The sequence below is a fragment of the Janthinobacterium sp. SUN128 genome (genome assembly GCF_030587275.1).
Taxonomy (GTDB): domain Bacteria; phylum Pseudomonadota; class Gammaproteobacteria; order Burkholderiales; family Burkholderiaceae_D; genus Janthinobacterium; species Janthinobacterium lividum.
Window position 1 is genome coordinate 177,854 of record NZ_JAPWHY010000006.1, and the last position, 24,869, is coordinate 202,722.

Here is a 24,869-nt window from a genome sequence, read left to right on the forward strand (position 1 = left end):
GCCATGACTTCTGAGACCATTTCCAGCACCGCCCCCGCCGCTACTGCCGCTCCCGCGTACAACCCGAGCGAAAAGCAAAAAGGCGCCAGCAAGACTTCGCGCATCCCGATCAAGATCATTCCGATCGAGCAAGTCGAGCGCCTGAAAAAGCCGGACTGGATCCGCGTCAAGGCCGCCTCGGCATCGACGCGCTTCTATGAAATCAAGGACATCCTGCGCGAAAACAAACTCGTGACGGTGTGCGAGGAAGCCAGCTGCCCGAACATCGGCGAATGTTTCGGCAAGGGCACGGCCACCTTCATGATCATGGGCGACAAGTGCACGCGCCGCTGCCCGTTCTGCGACGTCGGCCATGGCCGCCCGGACCCGCTGGACAAGGAAGAGCCGGCCAACCTGTCGAAAACCATCGCCAAGCTGCGTCTGAACTACGTCGTCATCACCTCCGTCGACCGCGATGACTTGCGCGACGGCGGCGCCGGCCATTTCGTCGAGTGCATCCAGCAAACGCGTGCCCTGTCGCCGAACACCCGCATCGAGGTGCTGGTGCCCGACTTCCGCGGCCGCCTGGAAAAAGCCCTGAACCTGTTCAAGGATGGCTTGCCTGACGTCATGAACCACAACCTGGAAACGGCGCCGCGCCTGTACAAGGAAGCCCGTCCCGGCTCCGACTACATGCACTCGCTGAAGCTGCTGAAAGATTTCAAGGCCATGTACCCGGACGTGAAAACCAAGTCCGGCATCATGGTGGGCCTGGGTGAGACGGACGAGGAAATCCTGCAAGTCATGCGCGACATGCGCGAGCACGACATCGACATGCTGACCATCGGCCAGTACCTGGCGCCATCGAACAGCCACTTGCCCGTGCGCCGCTACGTGCATCCGGACGTCTTTAAAATGTTCGAGGAAGAAGCGTACAAGATGGGCTTCACCCACGCTGCCGTGGGCGCCATGGTGCGCAGCTCGTACCACGCGGATGAACAGGCACACAGCGCCGGCGTGGAATCGGCGCTGAATTTCTAAGCACCTTGTGCTGTATCAAAGCCGCCCGCTCGCGCTGGCGGCTTTTTTTTGCCTGTTCGAATCGTATGTGCCTCATCCGGCCGGGCGTCCTATACTGGCATGCTGAAAAAGCATGATTGACGGATAAGTGATGAGGTGAGGCATGGACGTACGCATCGACGCATCGTGGAAGGCGCGGCTGGAAGGCGAGTTTGCCCAGCCTTACTGGGAACGCCTGGCCGCCTTCGTGAAGGAAGAGTATGCGGCAGGGCCGTGTTGTCCGCCGGGGAAAACCATCTTCCGGGCGTTCGACCTGACGCCATTCGAGCAAGTCAAGGTGGTGATCCTGGGACAAGACCCGTATCACACGCCCGGCGCGGCCATGGGCCTGTGTTTTTCCATTCCCGAAGGCAAGCCGCCGCAGCCGAGCCTGCAGAATATCTTCAAGGAATTACATAGCGACGCAGGCGTGGTGCGCACGCGTACGGATTTGTCCGACTGGGCCGAGCAAGGGGTATTTTTGCTCAACAGTGTGCTGACGGTGCGCGCGGGCACGGCCGGTTCGCACGCGGCCAAGGGGTGGGAGAAATTGACGGACAGCGCGATCCGCCACCTGTCCGCCGAGCGCGAGCACCTGGTTTTCATCCTGTGGGGCGGCTACGCGCAAGCCAAGCGCAGCCTGATCGACCCCGGCAAGCACCTGGTGCTGGCGGCGCCCCATCCGTCTCCCTTGTCGGCAAGCAAAGGTTTCTTTGGCAGCAAGCCATTCAGCCTGGCGAATGCTTACCTGCAAGCGCATGGCCAGGCGGCCATCGTCTGGGGATAAGGGCTACTCTGACGGCAACCGACAGCGGCAGGCGTTGCTCCCTGCCGCTGTCTTCGCGCGTAACGGTTAGAAACTTGTCGACAAGCCGGCATAGAAACTGCGGCGGGCACCGTACTGCGGCGCCCCCACGCCCACGCCGGAACCGTCGCGCAGCAGGTAGGACTTGTCGAACAGGTTGATCAGGGCCAGACGTCCCTCGACCTTGCCGACGGGCGTATTTTTCCACGTGTGCGTAAGCGCCGTGTTGACGGTGAAGTAACTCGGCAAATGGCCGGAATTGGGCGCGCCGCCGTCCGGCGTCATGCGCAGGCCGCTGCCGTAAAGGAAGTCAGCGCTCACTTGCGAATCGCCAAAGTGATAATGGCCGCCGCCCGACAGCGTGTATTTCTGGTCATGATCGAGGTAGACATAGTTCTTGCTGATGTAGTTCAACTCATCGGCGCCAAACAGGGCCTGGCCCGAATTGATGTTGCGGCCCTGCGCCTTTTGCGTGCTGGCGTTGAGGAACAGGCCCCAGTTTTTCTCGCTGTAAATGGCCGACAATTCCAGGCCCTTGGCGTAGCCGTCGGCATAGTTGAATGGCGTCAGGATCAGCGCCTGGCCGAACTGGCCTTCGTCCAGCAGATTGTTGATTTTTTTATAGTACACATCGGCCGTCACGGTCAGTTTCGCATTCACCTGGTGGCTGATGCCGACGTCGTAGTAGTGCGTGCGCTCGGCCTTGACGTTGTCCGACTGGCCGATTTCCGGCGCATTCGTCGTGTTCGCATACAGGTCGATGCTGCCTTGCGCGGCCAGTTCCTGCGGCGGCGGCGTGAAGTAGCGCGAATAGCCGGCGTGCAGGGCCGTGCCCGGCGCCAGTTGATACGCCAGGTTGACGCGCGGGCTCCATTGCTGCTCGCTCGTGTAGGCCGAGACCTTGTCGAAGCGGGCGCCATAGTTCAGGGTCAGGGGTTTGTTGATATGCCATTCATCCTGCAGGTAAAAACTGGCCAGGGTGCCCGTCTTGCCGCTGTTGTCCAGTACCGTGATGGGTGTGGTGGACGTTTGCGCACCATCCATCGCGGGGAAGACGGCCACTGTGTTGTCACTCGTCGTCTTCTGGCGCGTGTAGGCCAGGCCCGCGCGCACGGTGTGGTCCTGGTGCAATTTGTAGCTGATGTCGAACTGGGCGCCCGAGGCGCTGTTCGCGCGGCGCGAGTCCGACGCCACGCCGTTGTAGATCAGGTCGCCGATGGCATCCGGCGTGAAGTGCAGTTCCGAATACTGGTGGAAGGCGGAAACCTGGTAATTGATGTCGCCCAGGCTCTTTTGCAGCGACAGCACGAGGAAGCGGTTCACTTCGCGCTGGTTTTCATTCAGCTGCGACGAAGGGATACTGGACGTACCCGCCTGCGCATCGCTGTGGCCAGCCAGCGAGAAGCCCGGCGCCTGATCCGGATTGTTCGGTATCTGGAAGCGGCCGTTGTAGGTGCCGAACATGGCGCCCAGGCGCGTATTGTCGTCGAGGAAATACGACAGGCTGCCGAACGATTTGTTCTGGCGCGTCTTGTCGTGCAGGGCGCTGCGCGTGTCTTGCGGGTTTTCCACGCCCAGGGAATTGCCCAGGTAGCTGCCGGACAGGTAGTAATTGAACTTGCCCACGCTGCCAAAAAATTCGGCACTCGGCTCCACATGGTCGTGGCTGCCGACCATGATGCCGATGCGCCCGCCAGGTGTCATGCCGCCCTCCTTCGTTTCAATATCGACAATGCCCGCCGTGCGCAGGCCGAACTGGGCTGGCAAGGCGCCCGTCATGAAATCCGTCTTGTCGATCAGGCGCGTATCGATCGATTGGCCGAAGCCGCTGATACTTTCCGGTAACTGCACGCCATTGATGCGGTATTGCACGTTGGCATGGTCGTCGCGCACGTGCAGGGCGCCGGAACCCTTCGAATCCTGCGATACGCCCGGCAGGCGCAGCAGTACTTCATTGAATGGCGTGTTGTCGCCCTGGCCCAGCATGTCGACCATGTGGCTGTCGATGCTGTAGATGGTGGTGCCGACTTTCGGCGACAGCTCGATGCGGGCGCTTTTCAAATGGGCGGAAGTGACTTCCACCTTTTGCATGTCTTGCGGTGCGGTATCGGCACTGGCTTCGGCAGGCTCGGCGGCGTGGGCGGAAAAGCTGAACAGGCTGGCAAGGGCGAGCGACAGCGCGCTCAGACGTGGAGTGTGTTGCATGGTAAACCTCAAAAATAGTCAACGCCAGGCGGCCCGGCGCGCATGGAAGCGCGGCAAGGGGCAGCCTGAAAAGGGAAAAACAGCGTGGGAACTACAACGAGGCGGCAGGCGGGCCGCGCACGGGCGGCAGGATGAGGGCGGTGATGGGTGCCAGGGTGGCGGGAGCCAGGGCCAGCAGGCGGTACGGCAGTAATTGGGCGGGCGGCTCGACGATGGCCGGCGGCACGGCGAGATCGGCCACCTTGTCGATGACGGTGGCGCACAGCGCGCACTCTTCCGCGTCGAGGGTCGTCTTGTGCAGGTGCGAGGCGGCCGTCGACAGCAGGAACACGAGGGCCAGCGCGCTGAACAGCGCCACGCACAGCCGCCACGGCGTGCGCGCGAGGGCGGCGGCACCGTGATGGGCAGGCTCGCCGTAAGGCGTGCGGGTGGGCTGGCGGGAAGACATGGGCGCATAGTAGCAAGAAAATCGCCCCGCTGTCAGCGCTTGTTGCAATTCATTTGCGCGGCGCGGGCAGGACAGAATGCCAGCTGATAATGATTTTCACTCCGGGCCTTTCATGCTATCGTTTCGCAGCCCAAATTTCCCAAAGTTTCCATGTCGCAACGTTCGATCAAGTGGTTGTTTGCCAAGCTGCATCTGTATGCGGGACTGTGGTTTGGCGCCCTGTTCGTCCTGCTGGGCTTGACGGGCTCCGCCATCGCCTGGATGCCGGAGCTCGACGCCTGGCTCAATCCCACACTGTTGCAGGCGAGCACGCCCGCGCCTGGCCAGGTGTTCCAGGTCACGCCGCGCACGCTGCAAGCCGTGGTGGACGGGCTCACGGCCGACCCAGCCTACGGCAAGCCGAGCCAGCTCAATCCACCGGCCGATGCGCGCGACGTGTACGTGGCCTCATACCGCCAGGCCGGCACGCCATCGCCGTTCAGCCAGGCCATCGTGCGCCAGGTGATGGTCGATCCCTACACCTTGCAAGTCAAAGGCGAGCGCGACTGGGGGCGTTTCGGCCTCACGCGCCCGTTGCTGATGTCGGGCATGTTTCATCTGCACCGCTATCTGCTGTCGGGCGAGGTGGGCAAGACCATTACGGGCATCTCGGGCGTGATGCTGCTGCTGATGGCCTTGAGCGGCATCTATCTGTGGTGGCCGCGCCTGCAGTGGCTGGCGATCAAGCGCGCCTTGACGGTGTCGCATGGCGGCTCCTGGCCGCGCTTCAACTATACGTTCCACAAGGCGGCCGGTTTCTTTGCCGCGCCCGTGCTAGCCATGCTCGCCATTTCCGGCATCTATTTCAATTTGCCGCAATTGATCGTGCCGCTGGTGGCGCTCGTGTCGACGGTGCCGGACACGGCCAAACTGAAGAATGTGCAGCAGGACGGCGCCGTGCTCGATGCGGGCCAGGCCATGGCCGCCGCGCAGAAGCTGTATCCACAGGCGCGGGTGTCGCGCATCGTGCTGCCGGCGAAAAAGGACCAGCCGTATGACGTGCGCGTGCGCCAGCCCGGTGAAATCGCCCACGGCGACGGCGCCACGCGCATTACCCTGGATGCGCGCAGCGGCTTGCCCCTGCGCATACGCGATCCCTTGCGGGCGCCTGCCGGCGACGTCTTCCTGGGCTGGCAATTTCCCCTGCATTCGGGCCAGGCGTTCGGCGCGGCCGGACGCGCCTTCATTACCGTCTTCGGCCTGATGCCGCTGCTGTTCATGCTGACGGGGACGCTGGTGTGGTGGAAACGGCGGCGCGGCCGGAAATAAGCGGCCGCCAGACCGCTGCGGGGAAAGTTGCTATCATCATAGTATTTTCCGGCGGATCCCGGATTCACCCGCACAAGGACCAGCATGAGCAATCCCGAGATTACCGTAGCAATGTTGAATGAACGCGGCACCGGCCGCCTGCCCGGCCACCTGGGCATCGTCATCACGGAAGTGGGCGACGGCCAGCTGACGGCGGAATTGCCCGTGCTGCCGCATTTGCTGGCGCCAAATGGCTATCTGCACGCGGGCAGCGTGGTGACCCTGGCCGACACGGCTTCCGGCTATGGCTGCATCGTCAACCTGCCCGAGGGCGCCAGCAATTTCACGACCATCGAACTGAAATCGAACCACCTGGGCACAGCCCGCGAAGGCACGCTCACCTGCACCGCCAAGGTCGAGCACAAGGGCCGCAATACGCAGGTGTGGGATGCCGTGGTGAAAAGCAAGGAAACGGGCAAGACGATTGCCCTGTTCCGCTGCACGCAGATGATTCTGTATCCTAAGTAAGACTAAATTTTCACCCAGTTACCCTTGTACAAGATTGGTCCCGTCGGTCCGTTCGGATCCGGCGAACCGCCTTTCGGCTCCAGGGTAACGGCCAGCAGCGCCACGTCGCTGCCGAGGGCGCGCTGGGACAATGCCAGTTTCACGCTGCCCTTGTCGGCCAATAAACCCAAGGAGCGCGGGTTGCCGCTCTTCGGCACGGCCCACAGTTCCAGATCGCGATCAGCAGGCACGGGCGCATTGCCCACCATGCGCACCTCGAGGGCGCCGTGGCGGCTGTCGGCCGTCAGCAGCAGGGCCGTTTGCGCTTTCTCGTCCGTCAGGCTGGCGACATAGCTGATCTGCGGCGCGTCCATCACGCGCGTGGCCACGACGATGACCAGCAGCGCGGCGATGGCGCTCGACGCCATGCCCAGCGAACGCCAGAACGACAGCGAATCGCGCCACAACGACCAGCCGCCTTGCGGCGCCAGGTGCAGGCGCTGCTCGATCTGCTGCCACACGCGTTTGGGCGGCGCCACGGGCGTGGCAAATTCCGCCATCGGTTCCAGGCGCTGGCGCCATTCGGCCGTGATATTGCGCAAGTCGGCGTCGTTGTGCAGCCAGCCTTCGAAACGCCGCCGCGCGCCCCCTTTCAGGGTGCCCAGCACGTATTCGGACGCCAGTTTCTGGCGCAGCACGTCATTGCCGCGGATATTCATGATGCCTCCCGTTTCGCCAGGCACGTGCGCAGCCGTTCCAGGCTGCGGCGTATCCAGGTCTTCACGGTGCCGATCGGCAGCGACATCTGCTGCGCCACTTCGCTATGCGACAGGTCGTGATAGAAGGCCAGGGCGACCACCTGCCGGTGCAGCCCTTCCAGGGCCGACATGCAAAACGCCAGCGCCTTGGCATCACCGCTCAGTTGCAGCGACTCGATCGGCGTGGCCTGGGGATCCCGGAGTGCATTCATGACTTCGCTATCAAATTGTTCGGCATCGATTTCCACGGTATCGTCGCTGCGCCGCAGCACATCGAACGCCTTGTTGCGCACGATGGTGGCCATCCAGGTCATCGGCGCCGCCAGATGGCTCTGGTAAGTGGCGGCATTGTTCCAGATGGCGACGAACCCCTCTTGCAAGGCTTCTTCAGCGAGCTCTTGCTTATGCAATATACGCAGCGCAAAGCCAAACAGTTTCGATGAGGTGGAGTGATAGAGCTGGCGGAACGCGGTGGCGTCCTTGTTACCGGCGGCGAGCAGCCAGGTTTTCAGTTGCTGCGGGTCGAGCGATTGGGCGGCTGGGGACACGGCTGGCCTTCACGAGGTGAGTGGAAATCACACGTGGGAAGGTTATAACAGTTTGGCAACACTTGGCAACAGAGTTTTGTGCGGTGTAGAGCGGGTATTTTTGCGTTGGATCAACCGGCGATGGCGGTTTCCAGCAGCTTGTGCAGTTCCGCGAATTCCGGCTTGCCTACATAGCGCTTGAGGATCTTGCCCTGCTTGTCGAGCACGAAGGTGGTGGGCGTCAGGGCCACGTCGCCGTAGGCCTTGGCTGCCTCGCCCGTCACGTCGAGCGCCACCTTGAACGGCAGCTGGCGCGTTTCGGCGAAGTTCAGCACGTAGTTGGCCGGATCGTATTTCATGGCCACGGCCACGAATTCCAGTCCCTGCCCCTTGTACTTGTTGTAGGTATCGACCATGTCTGGCATTTCCGCCACGCAGGTGGTGCACGAGGTAGCCCAGAAATTGACCATCACCACCTTGCCGCGCAGGCTGGCCGAGGTGATTTTCTCGCCATGGATGCCGTGGAAGGTCACGTCCGGCGCGCTTTGCTTGTCATTCAGCGACAGGTAGGCTGCCGCCGCCACGCCCGCCACGAAGACGGCGATCAGGGCTGGCTTGATCCAGGACTTGCTTGTGGATGGCGAAGTTGACATGGTTTTCAATAGAGTAGCGCTACGATGCGTCCATTATAGACGCATCATCAGTCTGGCGCCGTAGGCCGGATGGGGGATGCCGCTTATTGCTGTACCGTGTCGCTGGCGCTGCTCGTCGTGCGTGCTGGCGCCGGATCGGGTTGCAATTGCTTCAGTTCCGCTTCCGAGATGTAGTCGAACAGCTTGACCACTTTCTGCACGCCGCCCACGCCGCGCGCCACGTCGGCCGCGACCGTGCCTTCGCGCTGGGTGACTCTGCCCATCAGGAAGACGGTGGCGTTCTCGGTGACGACCTTGAACGAGGCCGCCGAAATGGTTTTCATGTCGACCAGGCTGGCCTTGACCTTGGTGGTGATCAGCGCGTCGTTCGAGCGCGAGGTGTAGCTGGCCGGACCGGCGATGATCAGTTCATTGGCCACCGATTCCACGCCCTCGATATTGCGCACTTCGCGCTCGACGGCATTTTTCATCGCTTCATCGCGCACCTCGCCCGTCAGCAGGACGCGGCGGTTGAAGCTGGTGACATTCACGTGGCCCACGTCGCCCACGATGGAGGGGATGCGCGACTCGCCTTTGAGGGCGATCGACTTGTCTTCGGTCTGCGCGCCCAGGGTGCGGCGGTCCGCTGCGGCAACGCCGCCCATCACCGCGCCGCCGACCATCAGTTCGATGCAGCCGGTGAGCGAGGTGAGCATGGCGCCGCACAGCAGTGCGGTGGCCAGCGGGCGTTGTACGCGTTTCCAGCCTGGGCCAGTACCGAATTTAGTCATTCACGTCTCCTCCGAATAGGGCGACATCGATGCCGTCGCAGATGCAATGTATGGTGGTCAGATGGACTTCCTGGATGCGCGCCGTGCGCTCGGCCGGCACGCAGATATGCACGTCGGCGTCCGTCAGCATCTTGCCGATGGCGCCGCCGTCCTTGCCCGTCAGCGCCACGACGCGCATTTCGCGCTCGAGCGCCGCTTCCACGGCGGCCATCACGTTGGCGGAATTGCCCGACGTGGAGATGGCCAGCAGGATGTCGCCGGCCTGGCCGAAGGCCTGCACCTGCTTCGAGAAAATCTCGCGGTAGCTGTAGTCGTTCGCCACGGCCGTCAGGATCGACGTATCCGTCGTCAGCGCCAGGGCCGGCAGCGGAAAGCGCTCGCGTTCGAAGCGCCCGACCAGCTCGGCCGCGAAATGCTGGCAGTCGGCGGCGGAACCGCCGTTGCCGCAGGCGAGGATCTTGTTGCCGTTGGACAATGCATAAAACATCAGGTCGATCGCCTGCGCAATGGGTTGCGCCAGTACGGTAGCGGCCTGGATCTTGAGTTCGGCACTTTCGTGGAAGTGCGAGAGGATGCGTTGATTATTCATAGTCTGCCGATTATAGTGCAGGCGCGCGGCATGGCGGACAAGCACTGTTAAAAATGCTTACATATCGAGGATGTTCTTCAGCCAGCTGATGCGCCCGCCATCGATGGCCAGCGCGTCGAAGCGGCACGGCGGCAGCGCCTTTTGCCCCAGCAGCCAGGTTTGCGCGGCCACCACCATGCGCCGCTGCTTGGCCGGTGTAATGCTGGCCAGGGCGCCGCCGAAGGATGCACTGCTGCGTAGCCGCACTTCGACGAAGACGACCGATGCGCCATCGCGCATGATCAGGTCCAGCTCGCCGCCCTTGCACAGATAGTTACGTTGTAGCAGCACCAAGCCTTGCAGCAGCAGATACGCGAGCGCATCGTCTTCTCCTTGCCGTCCCCGTGCCTGTTTATTCTGGAACGGCAGGGGAGGCATGGCGTGTCCTTATTGGGCCGGCGGCACGGCGACAGGCGCTGCCGGCGGCCAGGTGCCCAGCACGCCCTGCTGGTAGGTGGCGGCCTGTTCCGTGCGTTCGAACACGCTTTGATCACCCTCGAAGCGCACGGCCAGGCGGCCCGTCACGCCATCAAGGGTAAATGGCGCGTTCGGGCGCAGCGCCACTTCGCGCGCCACGCGGAAGGCATCGATGCCCAGCGCATACAGGCGCTCCATGTCGGCCGTCAGGCGGGTGTCGGCCGGTTGCGGCGGCTGTGGATAGACCATCACTTGTGGATGGTCGCGCTGCACTTGCCACGGCAGATCCAGCAGGCGCGCGCCATCGAGCTCGGGGCCGCTGGCGCCGCGCCCGGCGCCGGGGTTCAAGGATGAGGTGCCATACAGGGGCAAGTCGCCGCCGATGGCCACGCGCAGCTGGCGCGCCTGGTCGGCGTCGAGCGCGGCAAACAGCAGTCCCGGCGGCGTGGCGGCCAGGCGCGCGCGCAGTTGCACCAGTTCGGCATCGCTCAGGTAGCCATTTGTGGCCGTCAAGTCCATCGTCTCGATCTTGCCGCCCTGGCGCAGCCATTCCTGCTTGAAGGCGGCGCTGATGCGGCGCTGCGAGGGCGATCCGGCCGACAGGACCAGCGCGCTGGCACCAGGCTGTTCGCTGGCGGCCCAGGCGGCGACCTGGCGCGCTTCCGCCTCGATCGACAGGCCCATCACCAGCAGTTTGGCCGGCAGGCGCGCCTCGCCGCGATTGTCCGGGTGGTTCAGGGCGATCGTTGGTTTACGCACCAGGTCGCTGTTCGCCACGGCCGTGACGGCCGAGCGCGACAAAGGTCCCACGACGATGTCCTGTTCCTCCTGTGCTTGCGCAAACTTGTTCAGGACGTCGCTGCTGCCGTCGCCCGTGTCGATCACCGTCACTTCAAAGCCGCTGCGGTCGCGCTCGTATGCGGCCATGAAACCGGCGCGCAGCAGTTCGGCGGCCGGACCCAGGGAAGCCGAGCGCAGCGGCAGCAGCAGGCCGATGTGGTGGGCCTTGCCGTCGGACGGTGCCGGTGCCGTGGCGGCCGGCATGTCTTGCGGCGTGCCGGTCGCCGGCTTGGTATTGATGGGCGCCAGCGGGGCGCCATTGCCGTCGTACGCGGTGATATCGGGCACGGCCACGGCAAACGTCACCGGTTCGGGTACGGGCGGCTTGGGCGGCACGGGCGGTGGCAGCGGCTTCGGTGGCGGCAGCGCCCTTGTGTTAGATTCAATAGGCGCGCACAATTGCCCGGGCGCGTCGCAAGGCGTGCTGCAAGCGCTCAGCATGCCGGTCGCGGCACAAACAAGCAGTAACTTCACACTATTAGCAAGCATTTAACCTCCAAAATGACCGTACAAGAAATCAGTTCCATCGCCAGCCTGCCCATCATGACAGAGGCGGCGCACCAGGTCTATCCTATCGCAACATTGTATATAGTGGCCACGCCGATCGGCAATGTGACCGATATCAGCCTGCGCGCGCTGCATCTGCTGAGCCTTGCCGACGCCGTCGCCTGTGAAGATACGCGCAACACGGCGCACCTGCTGACGCGCTTTGGCCTGAACAAGCCGTTAATTGCGGCGCATCAACATAACGAGCGCGAAGTGGCGCAGACCCTGATTGCCCGCCTGCACGCCGGCGAGCGCATCGCCCTCGTTTCCGACGCGGGCACGCCGGCCGTTTCCGACCCCGGCGCGCGCATCGTCGACGCCGTGCGCGCGGCCGGCCTGCGCGTGCTGCCCCTGCCCGGCCCTTCGGCGGCGATTACCGCCATTTCCGCCAGCGGCTTGTTGAATGACCAGTTTTACTTTGTCGGCTTCCTGCCGGCCAAGGCCAAGCAGCGCGAAAACATGCTCCACAGCCTGCGTGGCGTGACGGCAACGATGGTGTTTTACGAGGCGCCGCACCGCATCCTCGATTGCGCCACGGCCCTGGTGGAAGCGTTCGAGCCGACGCGCCAGGTGGTGTTCGCGCGCGAACTGACGAAACTGTTCGAGGAAATCCACCGCTGCCCCCTGTCCGAGGCGGAGGCGTGGATACGCGCCGATGCGCACCGCGAAAAGGGAGAGTTCGTCGTCCTGCTGGAAGGCGCCACGGAAGCGCAGGACGCGGAAGACGTGGAAGCGGAACGCATCCTGAACATTTTATTGGCCGAATGCAGCGTCAAGCAGGCAGCCAATCTGACGGCGCAGATCACGGGCCGCAAGAAAAACGCCCTGTATGAGCGGGCGTTGCAGTTGAAGGGGCAGGAATAAGCGGATGACGGCCCACCCAAAACGGGTTTTTTGTTAAATTGTTACCATTTGCAGCCGCTATCCTTTTTGTCGAGCAACATCAGCACGGGCGCCAGCAAGCCTGCGCCTGAATAGGCGGTGCGGCAATCGCCGCGCTTGCCTTGCGCGATGTCGCGCGCCAGCTGGGTTTCCGTTTGCAGCGGCTTGTCGGGGATTTGCCCCACAGCCGTGCCCACCTTGGATGGATCGCGCTCGCCGGCCATCTTGCGCGCCGTTCTTCTGGCCGCTTCCATATCGAATTTCGGCGTTTCCGGGGTTTCTTGCCTGAAGGTATCGGTACTGGCCGCCGGCGTGGCTGGTGATGCCGGCACGACAGTGATGGCTTGCGGGCTGGACGCCGGCGCCGTGGCCGCCGCCGGCGTTTCCCGGGCAGTGGCGAGTTTCGGCTTGCTGATGGGCTTGGGTTCGCGTTTCGGCTTGACGACTTCGACAGGCGGCGGAGGCGCCTTGGCGGCCAGCGGACGTATCCACACGGCGATTGATTCCACGCGCGGTGCCGTGTCCTGCTGGACAGGCGGCTGCACATGGCGCCACAGATAGAGCAAGGCGCCATGCAGCAGCAAGGACACGGCTATGCCCAGCACGATGCCGCGGCGGTTCGGCATGGGCCGGCCGCCGTCGCTTCTTTCCATCCTGAACTCCATTGCCGTCGTCGCCTTCATGTCTGATCGGGAAAACTTGCCAAGCCAGTGTCGCATACTTCAATCGTTTTGAAAAATACATGGGTTCCAGTGCCGCCCGTAAATAATTTACATAGAGTTTCACCTGACCCTTGACCGAAGTCGATACGGCCTGTATTATCTTGGTCTTCGGAGTGTGGCGCAGCCCGGTAGCGCACCTGGTTTGGGACCAGGGGGTCCAAGGTTCGAATCCTTGTACTCCGACCAAATTTGTAGAAAAAAACCCAAGAGTTTCGGCTCTTGGGTTTTTTTTCGTCTGTACGGTTCAGGCAGGACGGAATAAGTTGGCGTAGGTCGGGTTAGCGCCAAGCGCGTAACCCGACAGCAGTGTTGGCCATGGCCTCGGTGACGTCGGATTACGCGTGGCGTTGCCACGCTAATCCGACCTACGCAGCGAGGCGTTTCGCCGCGATGGCATTGCCCGCGCGGCTGGAACCCTTGCGCCCCAGCTGCTGCGAGATGAACTGCCCCGCATCGACCACCAGGTCCAGGTCGATGCCGGTGGCAATGCCCAGCCCCTGCATCATGTACAGCACGTCTTCGGTGGCCACATTGCCGGTGGCGCCCTTGGCGTAGGGGCAGCCGCCCAGGCCGGACACGGACGAGTGATAGATCGCGATACCCGTTTCCAGGCTGGCATAGATATTCGCCAGCGCCTGTCCATAGGTGTCGTGGAAGTGGCCGGACAGGCCGCCCACGTGGAAGGCTGCGATGGCGCGCTGCATCACCGCTTGCGTCTTGCGCGGCGTGGCCACGCCGATGGTGTCGGCGATGTCGATCTCGTCGCAACCGAGGTCGCGCATGCGCCCCACCACGTCGGCCACGGCGTCGAGCGGCACTTCTCCCTGGTAGGGGCAGCCGAAGGCGCAGCTGATGCTGCCGCGCAGGCGCAGGCCGTGTTCCTTGGCCGCCTTCGCCACGCCTTCGAAGCGGGCGATCGATTCGGCGATCGAGCAGTTGATGTTCTTTTGCGAGAACGCCTCGGAGGCTGAACCGAAGATCACCACTTCATCGGCCTTTGCCGCCAGCGCCGCCTCAAAACCCTGCAGGTTCGGCGTCAGCGCGGAATAGATCGTGCCGGCGCGGCGCGCGATCTTTTCCATCACTTCCGCGCTGGTGGCCATCTGCGGCACCCATTTCGGCGAGACGAACGATGCCGCCTCGATATTGGCGAAGCCGGCCAGGGTCAGGCGGTCGACCAGTTCGATCTTGACGGCGGCGCTGATGGTTTCCTTCTCGTTTTGCAGGCCGTCGCGCGGACCCACTTCGACGATCTTGACCTGTTTCGGCAAACTAGCTTGAGCATGCATTTCAATATCCTTGCAAACGGTTGACGATGCCGGCGACAGAGTCACCGGCGTGCAGGCGGCGCATCTTGGCGGCGATCTGCGCCACGCTTTCGCGGCGCAGGGTGGCGGCCGAAATATGCGGCGTGATGGTGATGCGTGGTTCTTGCCAGAACGGGTGCTGCTGCGGCAGCGGTTCGTTGCGGAACACGTCCAGCGTCGCTCCGGCGATGTGCCCGGAGCGGATCAGGGTCAGCAGATCCGGTTCGGCGATATGCGCGCCGCGCGCCACGTTGATGACATAGGCGCCCGGCAGCAGCATCGACAGGCGCGCGCGGTCGAGCAGATTGTGCGTGTCCGGCGTGAGCGGCAGCATGCACACCAGCACGCGCGTGCCGCGCAGGAATGCTTCGAGTCCCTCTTCTCCTGCATAGCACTGCACGCCATCGACGTGTTTGCGGCTGCGGCTCCATCCGCGCAAGGGGAATTCGAACTGCGCCAGCGCTTGCAGCACGCGCGTGCCCAGCACGCCCATGCCCAGCACGCCGACGGGGAAATCCGCCTTGTCGAACGCGGGCAGCGGTTGCCAGATACCGGCGCGGCCCTGCGCCTCGTAATCGTCGAAACGGCGGAAGTGGCGCAGCACGGCGTGGCTCACATATTCGGCCATCTGCACGCCCATGCCCGCGTCGTCCAGGCGCACCAGCGGCACGTGGGCGGGCAGCGCCTCGCCAAATTTCAACAGCGCGTCGACGCCGGCACCCGTGTTGAAGATGGCTTTCACGTGGGCCAGCTCGGGCAGCATGGCGGCGGGCGGCTGCCACACGACGGCGTAGTCGCACGGCGCCACTGTTTCGCCTTCGCGCCAGAAGATAATGTCGGCCTCGGGCAGCAAGTCGCGGAAGTCGCTGATCCACGCCGCTTCCTTGCCGTCCGAACGTTGTAAAAGGATGCGCATGGCGTTCTCTTACGCGGCAGCCTTGAAGGCCAGCAGCGGCGCGCCATCGGCCACCTGGTCGCCAACGGCATACAGCACGTCTTCCACCAGGCCGTCGTGCGGCGCGGAGATCGTGTGTTCCATCTTCATCGCTTCCATGATGACCAAAGGCTCGCCCTTCTTGACGTCCTGTCCTTTGTTGACCAGCACGGCGACGACCTTGCCCGGCATCGGCGCCGTCAGGCGCCCGCCTTCCGCTTCCACTTCGCCCGCATGCGCCATCGGATCGCTGTAGTGCAGTGTGTAGTGCAAGCCGCCGCTGAATACGTGGAACTGTTCCCCGTCGCGCAGCACGGTGCCATGCACGGCACGCTCGCCGAGCTTGATGTGCAGTTCCAGGCCTTTGCGCGCCGTCAGGGTGAGGGGCTGGCCGTTGAACAGCCAGCCATCCGTCTTGTAGGCGATGCGCGCGGCATAGGCCTTGCTGTCGCCAGTGAGCGCGAATTCATCGGCAAACGCCAGGCTGCGTCCCAGGGTGCTGTTCAAGCGCCAGCCCAGGGCATTGCCCCACGGGTCGGCGCGGTTGGCCGACTGCGCTTCGGCGGCCGCTTTTTCTTCCAGCAGCAGGGCGACGGACGCCAGCGCCAGGGCCGTGTCGGGCGCCGCCTGCAGGGCGGGGAACAGCGACGCTTGATTGCGTTCGATGAGGCCCGTATCGAGGTCGGCGCCGGCAAACGCCTGGCCTTCGATCAGGCGTTTCAGGAAGGCGATATTGCTGGCCAGGCCGACGATCTGGTAGTCGGCCAGCGCCTGCGCCATGCGTGCCAGCGCTTCGCGGCGGTCCGCGCCCCAGACGATCAGCTTGGCGATCATCGGGTCGTAGAATGGCGAAATCGCGTCGCCTTCGCGCACGCCGGAATCGATGCGCACGGACGCTGGAACGACCGTGCCACCCAGTTCGAACGTCACGGCGGAAGGCGACTGCATGTGGCGCAGCGTGCCGATCGATGGCAAGAAGCCCTTTTCCGGATTTTCCGCATAGATGCGCGCCTCGATGGCGTGGCCGTGGATCGTCAGTTCGCTCTGTTTTTTCGGCAGCGGCTCGCCAAAGGCGACGCGCAACTGCCATTCCACCAGGTCGGTGCCGGTGATCATTTCCGTCACCGGATGCTCGACTTGCAGGCGCGTGTTCATCTCCATGAAGTAGAACGAACCATCCTGGTTGGCGATGAATTCCACCGTACCCGCGCCCACATAGCCGACGGCCTTGGCGGCGGCGACGGCCGCTTCGCCCATGGCCGCGCGGCGCTCAGCCGGCATGCCCGGCGCCGGCGCTTCTTCCAGCACCTTTTGATGGCGGCGCTGCACCGAGCAATCGCGCTCGAACAGGTAGATGCAGTTGCCGAGCGTGTCGGCAAACACCTGGATTTCGATATGCCGCGGGCGCGACAGGTATTTTTCGGCCAGCACCTTGTCGTCGCCGAAAGAGCTGATCGCTTCGCGCTTGCACGAGGCCAGCGCGGCCTTGAAGTCGGCGCTGTTGTCGATGACGCGCATGCCCTTGCCGCCGCCGCCGGCCGATGCCTTCAGCAGGACCGGGTAGCCGATCTTGTCGGCTTGGCCGTGCAGGAAGTCCGCATCCTGTTCCTCGCCGTGGTAGCCGGGCACCAGCGGCACATTCGCTTTTTCCATCAGCGACTTGGCGGCCGACTTCGAACCCATGGCGCGCATGGCGGACGCCGGCGGGCCGATGAAGACCAGGCCCGCCGCGTGGCAGGCGTCGGCGAAATCCGCGTTTTCGGACAGGAAGCCGTAGCCGGGGTGGATCGCCTGCGCCCCGGTCGCCAGCGCCACGGCGATGATCTTGTCGCCGCACAGATAGCTTTCCTTGGCCGGCGCGGGGCCGATCAGCACGGCTTCGTCGCACACGGCGACGTGCTTGGCGTTGGCGTCCGCTTCCGAATAGACGGCGACGGTCTGGATGCCCATGCGGCGCGCGGTAGCGGCGACACGGCAGGCGATTTCGCCGCGGTTGGCGATCAGGATTTTAGTGAACATGGTCTCTCTCTATTCTCTCAAAGGTGCAGCGGTCTCTTGATGGACCTGGTCTGTTGGCTTGTCGGCTTACGCGCTGCGCGCTAAGCCGACCTACGGATGGTGAGGCGGTATTCGTAGGTCGGGTTAGCCGGCACGGCGTAACCCGACAGGGCTGGATCAGCAGCCGCACTTCTCTTTCTGTACCGAGTCGAGCATGGCGCCGCGCGTCTGCAGGCCCAGTTTGCCCAGCAAGGTGCGGTCGTCTTCCGCTTCCGGGTTGTCGGTGGTGAGCAGCTTGTCGCCGTAGAAGATGGAGTTGGCGCCAGCCAGGAAGCACATGGCTTGCACGGCTTCGCCCATCTGGCGGCGGCCGGCCGACAAACGCACGCGCGCTTTCGGCATGGTGATGCGGGCAACGGCGATCGTGCGCACGAATTCGAACGGGTCGAGCGCTTCCAGGCCAAACAATGGCGTGCCTTCCACTTGCACCAGATGGTTCACGGGCACCGATTCCGGATATGGATTCAGATTGGCCAGCTGGGCGATCAGGCCCGCGCGTTGCAGACGTGTTTCGCCCATGCCGACGATTCCGCCGCAGCATACTTTCAAGCCCGCTTCGCGCACACGGCCCAGGGTGTCCAGGCGGTCCTGGTATTCGCGCGTCGAGATGACGTTGTCGTAGAATTCCGGCGCCGTATCGAGGTTGTGGTTATAGAAGTCGAGGCCCGCGTTTTTCAGGCGGTCCGCCTGTCCCTCTTCCAGCATGCCCAGAGTCGCACAGGTTTCCAGGCCCAGCGCTTTCACTTTGCTGACCATCTCTTCGACTTTGTCCATGTCGCGGTCCTTCGGGCCGCGCCATGCGGCGCCCATGCAGAAGCGCGTGGCGCCGTTGGCTTTTGCCTGGCGTGCCGCGTCGAGCACCGTGTCGATGTCGAGGATTTTTTTCGCTTCCACGCCCGTGTCGTAGCGGGCCGCCTGCGGGCAATAGCCGCAGTCTTCCTCGCAGCCGCCCGTCTTGATCGACAACAGGGTCGCCAGTTCCACGTCGCCATCGGGGAAGTTGATGCGGTGCGTTTGCTGGGCCTTGAACATCAGGTCATTGAAAGGCAGGTCGAACAGGGCCAGCACATCATCGATGGGCCAGGTGGCCGCTTCGGGCAGGGTGATGCGCGCCGCAGGGCGGTGCAATTCGACGGTTTTTGCTGCTTCTTGGACTAAAGACATGGTGATTCCTTCGCTTCTATTTTTGAGTACGTTCAGTTGTTTGGCTTAATTGTTTGGTCTAGTTCTGCGACTGCTGCGCCGGCCAGTTCGGCAAGCCGCTGAAATCGAGATACGCCGCCGCCGCTTCCGCGCTCGGTTGCGCCAGGCGCGGCACCTTGCCCAGCAGCGGCGCCGGGATGCGCTCGATCAGCGCATCGATATTCTCGTCGAGGAAGCGCATTTCCACTTCCAGGGTGTTGGCGACCCAGCCGATGACCGTCAAGCCGCGCGCCTCGATGGCTTCCAGCGTCAGCAAGGCCTGGCTGATGCAGCCCAGGCGCATGCCGACCACGAGGATCACGGGTAGATCGAGCTGCTGCGCCAGGTCGGCCGAATCAAAGCCGGGAGACAGCGGCACGCGGAATCCGCCCACGCCTTCGACCACCACGGCGTCCGAGGCAGCGGCGATTTCCAGGTAGGCGGCCAGAATCGGCACCGATTCGATGCTGACGCCTTCGAGCGCGGCGGCGATGTGCGGCGCGGCCGGCTCCTTCAGCATGTAGGGTGTCGTCAGGCTGCGCAGCATGGTGACGTTGCCGGCGGCGATCAGGCTGTCGGCGTCTTCATTATGCAGTTCGCCGTCGCGCATTTCGGCGCCGGCGGCGACAGGCTTCATGCCGCAGGCGCGCACACCGCGCGCCACCAGCGCGTGCAGCAGGGCCGACGACGTCAGGGTCTTGCCGATTTCCGTGTCGGTGCCGGTGACGAAACAGGCAAAGCGCGATGGCAGGCCGGTGGCGGCCGGAGCCGGCTGCACGGCCGGCGCCAGGTCCGCCAGCACTTCCGCCACGATAGGATCATCAAGGCTCATGGCGATTCCTTTCCAGGGTGTTGACTGCGTTGATCAATTGCGCCACTTCCTGCGCCGTGTGGCCGGCCGACAGGGTCACGCGCAGGCGCGCCGTTCCCGCTGGCACGGTGGGCGGGCGGATGGCACCGACCCACAGGCCCTGCTGGTACAGGGTGGCGGCGATGTCCAGCATGTCCGCATTCTCGCCAATGATGACGGGCTGGATGGCGGTCACGGATGGCAAGGCTTGCCAGCGCTGCAGCTGCAAGCCGTCGTTCCATTGCGCCACCAGCGCCGCCAGGTGCATCCGGCGTTGTTTTCCTTCTTCACCGGCGATGATGTCCAGGCTGGCCAGCAGCGCATGCGCCAGCGCCGGCGCTGCCGCCGTGGTGAAGATGTACGGGCGGGCCTTCTGGATCAGGGTTTCGATCACGGCCTCATGCGCGGCAACAAAGGCGCCGCCCACGCCGGCCGATTTGCCCAGGGTGCCCACATACACGAGGTAGGGCGAATGCAGGTCGAAGTGTTCGAGCGCCCCGCGGCCATGGGTTCCCAGCGCGCCGAAGCCGTGCGCGTCGTCGACCACCAGCCAGGCGCCATGTTGTTCGCACAGGGCCAGCAGCGCGGGCAGCGGCGCCAGGTCGCCATCCATGCTGAAGACGCTGTCGGTGACGACGATCTTGGTTTTCGCCGTGCTGGCTGCCAGCAGGGCCGCCAGAGCATCGAGGTCGGCGTGCGGATATACGCGTGTCTTGACGCGGGCCAGGCGCGTGCCATCGATCAGCGAGGCGTGGTTCAGCGCTTCCGAGAACATCTCCGCGTCCGGGTCGCCCGCCGACAGGGCCGTGAGCACGGCCAGATTGGCCATGTAGCCGGTGCAGAAATACAGGGCACGCGCCTGTTCCAGGTTGGCGCCGACAAATGTGGCCAGGCGCTCTTCCAGCTGCGCGTGGGCGCGGCTATGGCCGCTGATCAAATGCGAAGCGCCGCTGCCGGCGCCATACAGGTCGGCGCCCTCTTTCAGCGCGGCGACGATGCGCGGATGCGACGCCAGGCCCAGGTAGTCATTGCTGCAAAAGGCCAGCATGGCGCGCCCGTCCACCGTCAGGCGCGGCGCGCACGGCGTGTCGACGGTACGGCGGCGGCGGATCAGGCTGCGCTCTTCCAGTCCTTGCAACTGTTGTTGTAATCGCGCGATCAGTTCCATCTCAGGCCCCGATCACATGATTGAAGACGGCCAGCGTCTGCTGGCCCAGGCCCGCGATTTCCTCGTCGTCGAGGATGTACGGCGGCATCAGGTAGACGGTGGAGCCGATGGGGCGCATCAGCAGTTCGTTTTCCAGCGCCGTGCTGAAGAAGCGGCGCGAAAAGTCGGGTGCAGCGTCCACCGCATCGAAGGCCCAGATCATGCCCTGTTGTCTGAAGTTTTTTACCTTGTTATGCTGCGCCAGCGGCGCCAGCGCTTGCGTGATCTTGTCGGCGCGCACGCGGTTGGTGGCCAGCACGTCGTCTTCCTCGAAGATGGAAAGCGTCGCCAGCGCCGCGCGGCAGGCCAGCGGATTGCCCGTGTACGAGTGCGAATGCAAAAAGCCGCGGCGCACGTCGGTGCTGTAGAAAGCCTGGTAGATGTCTTCGCGCGTCATCACCAGGGACAGGGGCAGATAGCCGCCGCTGATGCCTTTCGACAGGCAGACGAAGTCGGGCCAGACGCCGGCCTGTTCGCACGCAAAGAAAGTGCCCGTGCGTCCGCAGCCGACGGCGATTTCATCGAGGATCAAATGGACTTGATAACGGTCGCACAGGGTGCGCACCAGCGACAGGTACAGCGGGTCGTGCATGGCCATGCCGGTGGCGCACTGCACCAGCGGCTCGATGATGATGGCGGCGATCTTGTCCGCTTTTTGCTGGAAAAGCTGTTCGACTTCGGCGGCGGCGCGGCGGGCCACGTCCTGGGCGGACTCGCCCTCGGCCGCCTGGCGGAAGTCGGGCGACATCACCGTCTGCGTGGCGCGCAGCAAGGGGCCGTAGGCATCCTTGAACAGGGCGACATCGGTGACGGCCAGCGCGCCGATGGTTTCGCCGTGGTAGCTGCCTTTCAGGCAGACGAATTCCTGCTTTTCACTCTTGCCGTTGTTGCGCCAGGCGTGAAAACTCATTTTCAGGGCGATTTCCACGGCGGATGCCCCATCGGACGCGTAAAAGCTGTGACCGAGCACGCCACCCGTCAAGGCGGAGAGTTTTTCCGACAGTTCGATCACCGGTTCATGCGTGAAACCGGCCAGCATCGCGTGTTCCAGGCGGTCCAGTTGATCCTTGAGTTCCGCATTGATGCGCGGATTCGCGTGGCCGAATAGGTTCACCCACCAGGAGCTGATGGCGTCCAGGTAGCGTCGGCCTTCGTGGTCATACAGCCAGGCGCCGCGGCCATGGCTGACGGGGATGAGCGGTACAGTCTCGTGGTGCTGCATTTGCGTGCACGGATGCCACACGCTGCGCAGACTGCGTTCGACCCAGCCCGATTGTTTTTCTGCTTTCAAAACTGCTCCAATGATATTGCTAGCCCATGAGCCAACTCGGCTTGCGCTTGTCGAGGAACGATTGCACGCCTTCGCGTCCCTGCTCCGAGGCGCGGATCTGCGCGATGCGCTCGGCGGTGTCGGCCAGCAGCGCGTCGTCAACCGGCTGGCCGACGATCTCGCGCACCAGCGTTTTTGCTTGCGCCACCGCGTGCGGGCTGTTGCCCGTCAGCGCTTTGAGCACCTCGGCCGTTTTCGCGTCCAGCGCGTCGCCAGCGACTACCTCGTGGGCAAAGCCGATGCGCAGCGCCTCTTGCGCGGAGAATCGCTCCGCGGTCAGGAAATAGCGGCGAGCCGCGTTTTCGCCCATGGCCTTGATGACATACGGTGAAATAGTGGCCGGGATCAGTCCCAGCCGCACTTCGCTCAGGCAGAAATGCACGTCTTCCGCAACCAGAATGATATCGCATGCGGCGACGAGGCCCATGCCGCCCGCATAGCAGTCGCCCTGGATCTTCGCCACCACGGGCTTGGGACACAGGTAAATCGTGCGCAGCATCTGCGCCAGCTGCAGCGCGTCGGCCTGGTTTTCGGCATGCGTGTAGCCTGCCATCTTCTTCATCCAGTTCAAGTCCGCACCGGCGCAAAAGGCCGCGCCATTCGCCGCCAGCACGATGGCGCGCACCATGTCGCTGCGCCCCAGGCCCTCGAAGGCGCGCGCCAGTTCGGCGATCGTCGTCTCGTTGAAGGCATTGCGCACGTCGGGCCGGTTCAGGGTCACGGTGGCGACATTGCCCTCGATGACCAGCTTTAAGGTTTCAAATTCCATGATCTTCTCCCTGAATGCCGCTTACATGCGGAATACGCCGAACTTCGTGTCCGGGATTTCCGCGTTCAAGGCGGCCGACAGGCCCAGGCCCAGCACCATGCGGGTATCGGCCGGGTCGATCACGCCATCGTCCCACAGGCGCGCGGTGGCGTAGTACGGGTGGCCCTGGTGTTCGTATTGATCCTTGATCGGCTGCTTGAACGCCGCTTCCTCGTCCGCGCTCCACTCGCCGCCCTTGCCCTCGATGCCGTCGCGCTTGACGGTCGCCAGCACGGAAGCGGCCTGGTCACCGCCCATGACGGAAATGCGCGCATTCGGCCACATCCACATGAAACGCGGGGAAAACGCGCGGCCGCACATGCCGTAGTTTCCGGCGCCGAAGCTGCCGCCGATGATCACCGTGAATTTCGGCACGGCAGCCGTGGCGACGGCCGTGACCATCTTGGCGCCATTGCGGGCGATGCCCTCGTTTTCGTATTTGCGGCCCACCATGAAGCCCGTGATATTTTGCAGGAAGACGAGCGGGATCTTGCGTTGGCAGCACAATTCGATGAAATGCGTACCTTTCAGGGCCGATTCGGAGAACAGGATGCCATTATTGGCGATGATGCCGACTTTCACCCCATAGATATGCGCGAAGCCGCAGATCAGGGTGGTGCCGTAGCGGGCCTTGAATTCGTCGAAATCGCTGCCGTCGACGATGCGCGCGATCACTTCGCGTACATCGAAGGGCTTGCGCGTATCGACGGGGATTACGCCATACAGTTCCTGCATCGGATATTTCGGCTCGACGGACTCGCGCAAGGCCATCTGCTGCGGCTTGGTGCGGTTCAGGTTCGAGACGATGGTGCGCGCCAGCGACAGCGCGTGCAGATCGTTCTGCGCCAGGTGGTCGACCACGCCGGACAAACGCGTGTGCACGTCGCCGCCGCCCAGGTCTTCGGCCGTCACCACTTCGCCGGTGGCCGCTTTCACCAGCGGCGGGCCGCCGAGGAAAATCGTGCCCTGCTCCTTGACGATGATCGACTCATCGCTCATGGCCGGCACGTACGCGCCGCCGGCCGTGCAAGAGCCCATCACGACGGCGATCTGCGGGATGCCCTTGGCCGACAGGTTCGCCTGGTTGTAGAAGATGCGGCCGAAATGGTCGCGGTCGGGGAAGACGTCGTCTTGGTTCGGCAGGTTGGCGCCGCCCGAATCGACCAGGTAGATGCAGGGCAGGTTGTTCTGGTCGGCGATTTCCTGGGCGCGCAAGTGCTTTTTCACCGTCATCGGGTAATACGTGCCGCCCTTGACGGTGGCGTCGTTACAGACGATGACGCATTCCTGGCCCGAGACCCTGCCGATGCCGGTGATGATGCCGGCGGAAGGCGCCGCATCGGCGCCCTTGGCGTCCTGGTACATGGCGTAGGCCGCCATCTGGGAAAACTCGAGGAAGGGCGTGCCGGGATCGAGCAACATCTGCACGCGGTCGCGCGGCAGCAGCTTTCCGCGCGCCAGGTGCTTGGCGGCAGCCGCCTCGCCGCCGCCGGCCGCGATTTTCTCGACCTTGTCGCGCAAATCGTCGACGATGGCTTGCATGGCCGCGGCATTGGCCTTGAAATCTTCACTGCGCGGATTGAGTTTGCTTTCGATGTGCGGCATTGCGGTTCCTTTTTATTATCGCCCGGTCTCTCGGGTCGCGCTATTCGGGAAAACTGCCGTCGAGATAAAACCAGCGCAGGGCGCCGCCCTCACCCGCTTCGCGCACGAAGCGGCTCACTTCATGCAGGCGGTGCGCGCGGCCGTTGACCTTGTAGCGGGCCACGAATTCCACGCTGTCGCGGTGTATCTCTTCGGCTTGATCTGCTGATACTGCTTTACGTTGACGTAAACGTAAAGCAGATTTTACCTCAAGTCCCAGCCAGTGGACTTTTTCTTCTTCGGCAAATAAAGCGTCGGTGGGACGGGTGCTGGCGTGCCAGGTGGCAAGCAGATACGGCTCGTCGCGCAAGGTAAACGCCGTGTAGCGCGAACGCATCAGGGTTTCGGCCGTGGGCGGTAAGGCGTCGCCCGCGATATACGGGCCGCAGCAGCCGGCGTAGGAGGCGCCGCCACAGGGGCAGGCGGCAGATGTCGAGAGTGTGGGCATGCGCTGGCAATCAGGAACAGAAAAGAGGGAACTGAAAAGTTCCGCAATTATCCGCCATATCGGCAGCG

At 63.6% G+C, this 24,869-nt stretch carries 25 protein-coding genes and 1 tRNA gene; 6 read left to right on the plus strand and 20 right to left on the minus strand.

All coding sequences use genetic code 11. The features are described 5' to 3' along the window. Positions 1-3: 3 nt before the first annotated feature. Both lipA and O3297_RS26875 read left to right on the plus strand, forming a co-directional pair. A complete protein-coding gene (gene lipA, locus O3297_RS26870) occupies positions 4-1,020 on the plus strand; it encodes a lipoyl synthase (protein ID WP_034782748.1) in 1,017 nt (338 codons plus the stop codon). A gap of 142 nt (positions 1,021-1,162) precedes the next feature. Continuing rightward, positions 1,163-1,825: a uracil-DNA glycosylase gene (locus O3297_RS26875; RefSeq protein WP_305050978.1), complete on the plus strand. Its 663-nt coding sequence runs from the start codon at positions 1,163-1,165 to the stop codon at positions 1,823-1,825. A gap of 66 nt (positions 1,826-1,891) precedes the next feature. Here O3297_RS26875 and O3297_RS26880 read toward each other — a convergent pair whose 3' ends face one another. Further along, entirely contained in the window at positions 1,892-4,048 is a 2,157-nt protein-coding gene (locus tag O3297_RS26880) for a TonB-dependent receptor (RefSeq protein ID WP_305050980.1), read from the minus strand. Positions 4,049-4,139: 91 nt separating this feature from the next. Then, entirely contained in the window at positions 4,140-4,496 is a 357-nt protein-coding gene (locus O3297_RS26885; protein WP_305050982.1) for a hypothetical protein, read from the minus strand. Positions 4,497-4,646: 150 nt separating this feature from the next. On the opposite strand from O3297_RS26885, the gene O3297_RS26890 reads away from it, so the two are divergent. Together O3297_RS26890 and O3297_RS26895 are read left to right on the plus strand one after the other, a co-directional pair. Beyond that, positions 4,647-5,804, plus strand: a complete 1,158-nt coding sequence (locus O3297_RS26890; RefSeq protein ID WP_305050984.1) for a PepSY domain-containing protein — start codon at positions 4,647-4,649, stop codon at positions 5,802-5,804. Positions 5,805-5,888: 84 nt separating this feature from the next. Beyond that, on the plus strand, positions 5,889-6,311 hold the full coding sequence (locus O3297_RS26895; protein ID WP_034782761.1) for a PaaI family thioesterase: 423 nt from the start codon (positions 5,889-5,891) through the stop codon (positions 6,309-6,311). Positions 6,312-6,313: 2 nt separating this feature from the next. Here O3297_RS26895 and O3297_RS26900 read toward each other — a convergent pair whose 3' ends face one another. The 7 genes from O3297_RS26900 to O3297_RS26930 all read right to left on the minus strand — a co-directional run bounded on the left by O3297_RS26900 (position 6,314) and on the right by O3297_RS26930 (position 11,219). Further along, positions 6,314-7,009: an anti-sigma factor domain-containing protein gene (locus tag O3297_RS26900; RefSeq protein ID WP_034782764.1), complete on the minus strand. Its 696-nt coding sequence runs from the start codon at positions 7,007-7,009 to the stop codon at positions 6,314-6,316. After that, the gene (locus O3297_RS26905; RefSeq protein ID WP_034782766.1) at positions 7,006-7,596 is read right to left on the minus strand and encodes a sigma-70 family RNA polymerase sigma factor; all 591 of its coding nucleotides are present in this window, start codon (positions 7,594-7,596) and stop codon (positions 7,006-7,008) included. Before O3297_RS26905 ends, O3297_RS26900 begins: the two co-directional genes overlap by 4 nt. Positions 7,597-7,706: 110 nt before the next feature. After that, a complete protein-coding gene (locus O3297_RS26910) occupies positions 7,707-8,228 on the minus strand; it encodes a peroxiredoxin (protein WP_305050987.1) in 522 nt (173 codons plus the stop codon). An 83-nt stretch (positions 8,229-8,311) separates the two neighbouring features. Then, entirely contained in the window at positions 8,312-8,998 is a 687-nt protein-coding gene (locus O3297_RS26915) for a BON domain-containing protein (RefSeq protein ID WP_070257900.1), read from the minus strand. Continuing rightward, positions 8,991-9,587: a phosphoheptose isomerase gene (locus tag O3297_RS26920; RefSeq protein ID WP_034752465.1), complete on the minus strand. Its 597-nt coding sequence runs from the start codon at positions 9,585-9,587 to the stop codon at positions 8,991-8,993. The genes O3297_RS26915 and O3297_RS26920 overlap by 8 nt, the downstream gene beginning before the upstream one ends. Before the next feature lie 57 nt (positions 9,588-9,644). Beyond that, positions 9,645-10,004, minus strand: coding sequence for a YraN family protein (locus O3297_RS26925; protein ID WP_305050988.1), 360 nt, complete (start codon positions 10,002-10,004; stop codon positions 9,645-9,647). Between the two features lie 9 nt (positions 10,005-10,013). Continuing rightward, on the minus strand, positions 10,014-11,219 hold the full coding sequence (locus tag O3297_RS26930; RefSeq protein WP_305050989.1) for a penicillin-binding protein activator: 1,206 nt from the start codon (positions 11,217-11,219) through the stop codon (positions 10,014-10,016). Positions 11,220-11,384: 165 nt separating this feature from the next. Between O3297_RS26930 and rsmI the strand changes: the two genes are divergently transcribed. Continuing rightward, positions 11,385-12,293 (plus strand): 16S rRNA (cytidine(1402)-2'-O)-methyltransferase, encoded by a 909-nt coding sequence (gene rsmI / locus O3297_RS26935; RefSeq protein WP_034782777.1) that lies wholly within the window; start codon positions 11,385-11,387, stop codon positions 12,291-12,293. A 41-nt stretch (positions 12,294-12,334) separates the two neighbouring features. On the opposite strand, the gene O3297_RS26940 is transcribed toward rsmI, so the two are convergent. Beyond that, positions 12,335-12,964, minus strand: coding sequence for a hypothetical protein (locus tag O3297_RS26940; protein ID WP_305050990.1), 630 nt, complete (start codon positions 12,962-12,964; stop codon positions 12,335-12,337). A 178-nt stretch (positions 12,965-13,142) separates the two neighbouring features. Here O3297_RS26940 and O3297_RS26945 point away from each other — a divergent pair. After that, a tRNA-Pro gene (locus O3297_RS26945) sits at positions 13,143-13,219 on the plus strand. Between the two features lie 179 nt (positions 13,220-13,398). Here the strand turns inward: O3297_RS26945 and O3297_RS26950 are convergent. The 10 genes from O3297_RS26950 to O3297_RS27005 form a co-directional block, all read right to left on the minus strand. Then, positions 13,399-14,322, minus strand: a complete 924-nt coding sequence (locus O3297_RS26950) for a hydroxymethylglutaryl-CoA lyase (RefSeq protein WP_305050991.1) — start codon at positions 14,320-14,322, stop codon at positions 13,399-13,401. A 1-nt stretch (position 14,323) separates the two neighbouring features. Further along, positions 14,324-15,256 carry a glyoxylate/hydroxypyruvate reductase A gene (locus tag O3297_RS26955; protein WP_305050993.1) on the minus strand — a complete coding sequence of 311 codons (933 nt, stop codon included), beginning with the start codon at positions 15,254-15,256 and terminating at the stop codon, positions 14,324-14,326. A gap of 9 nt (positions 15,257-15,265) precedes the next feature. Continuing rightward, positions 15,266-17,293, minus strand: a complete 2,028-nt coding sequence (locus tag O3297_RS28780) for an acetyl-CoA carboxylase biotin carboxylase subunit (protein WP_370385451.1) — start codon at positions 17,291-17,293, stop codon at positions 15,266-15,268. Between the two features lie 156 nt (positions 17,294-17,449). Continuing rightward, positions 17,450-18,496, minus strand: a complete 1,047-nt coding sequence (bioB, locus tag O3297_RS26975) for a biotin synthase BioB (protein WP_034782789.1) — start codon at positions 18,494-18,496, stop codon at positions 17,450-17,452. A gap of 58 nt (positions 18,497-18,554) precedes the next feature. Then, positions 18,555-19,346, minus strand: a complete 792-nt coding sequence (gene bioD / locus O3297_RS26980; protein ID WP_099389653.1) for a dethiobiotin synthase — start codon at positions 19,344-19,346, stop codon at positions 18,555-18,557. Then, on the minus strand, positions 19,336-20,532 hold the full coding sequence (bioF, locus tag O3297_RS26985; protein ID WP_305050996.1) for an 8-amino-7-oxononanoate synthase: 1,197 nt from the start codon (positions 20,530-20,532) through the stop codon (positions 19,336-19,338). The genes bioD and bioF overlap by 11 nt, the downstream gene beginning before the upstream one ends. 1 nt (position 20,533) lies before the next feature. After that, complete coding sequence (bioA, locus tag O3297_RS26990; protein WP_305050998.1) at positions 20,534-21,862, minus strand: adenosylmethionine--8-amino-7-oxononanoate transaminase; 1,329 nt, start codon at positions 21,860-21,862, stop codon at positions 20,534-20,536. Positions 21,863-21,881: 19 nt separating this feature from the next. After that, positions 21,882-22,670: an enoyl-CoA hydratase/isomerase family protein gene (locus O3297_RS26995; RefSeq protein ID WP_176374407.1), complete on the minus strand. Its 789-nt coding sequence runs from the start codon at positions 22,668-22,670 to the stop codon at positions 21,882-21,884. A gap of 21 nt (positions 22,671-22,691) precedes the next feature. Continuing rightward, positions 22,692-24,314 carry a carboxyl transferase domain-containing protein gene (locus tag O3297_RS27000; protein ID WP_305051000.1) on the minus strand — a complete coding sequence of 541 codons (1,623 nt, stop codon included), beginning with the start codon at positions 24,312-24,314 and terminating at the stop codon, positions 22,692-22,694. Between the two features lie 40 nt (positions 24,315-24,354). Beyond that, the gene (locus O3297_RS27005) at positions 24,355-24,801 is read right to left on the minus strand and encodes a YchJ family protein (RefSeq protein ID WP_151091829.1); all 447 of its coding nucleotides are present in this window, start codon (positions 24,799-24,801) and stop codon (positions 24,355-24,357) included. Positions 24,802-24,869 lie beyond the last annotated feature (68 nt).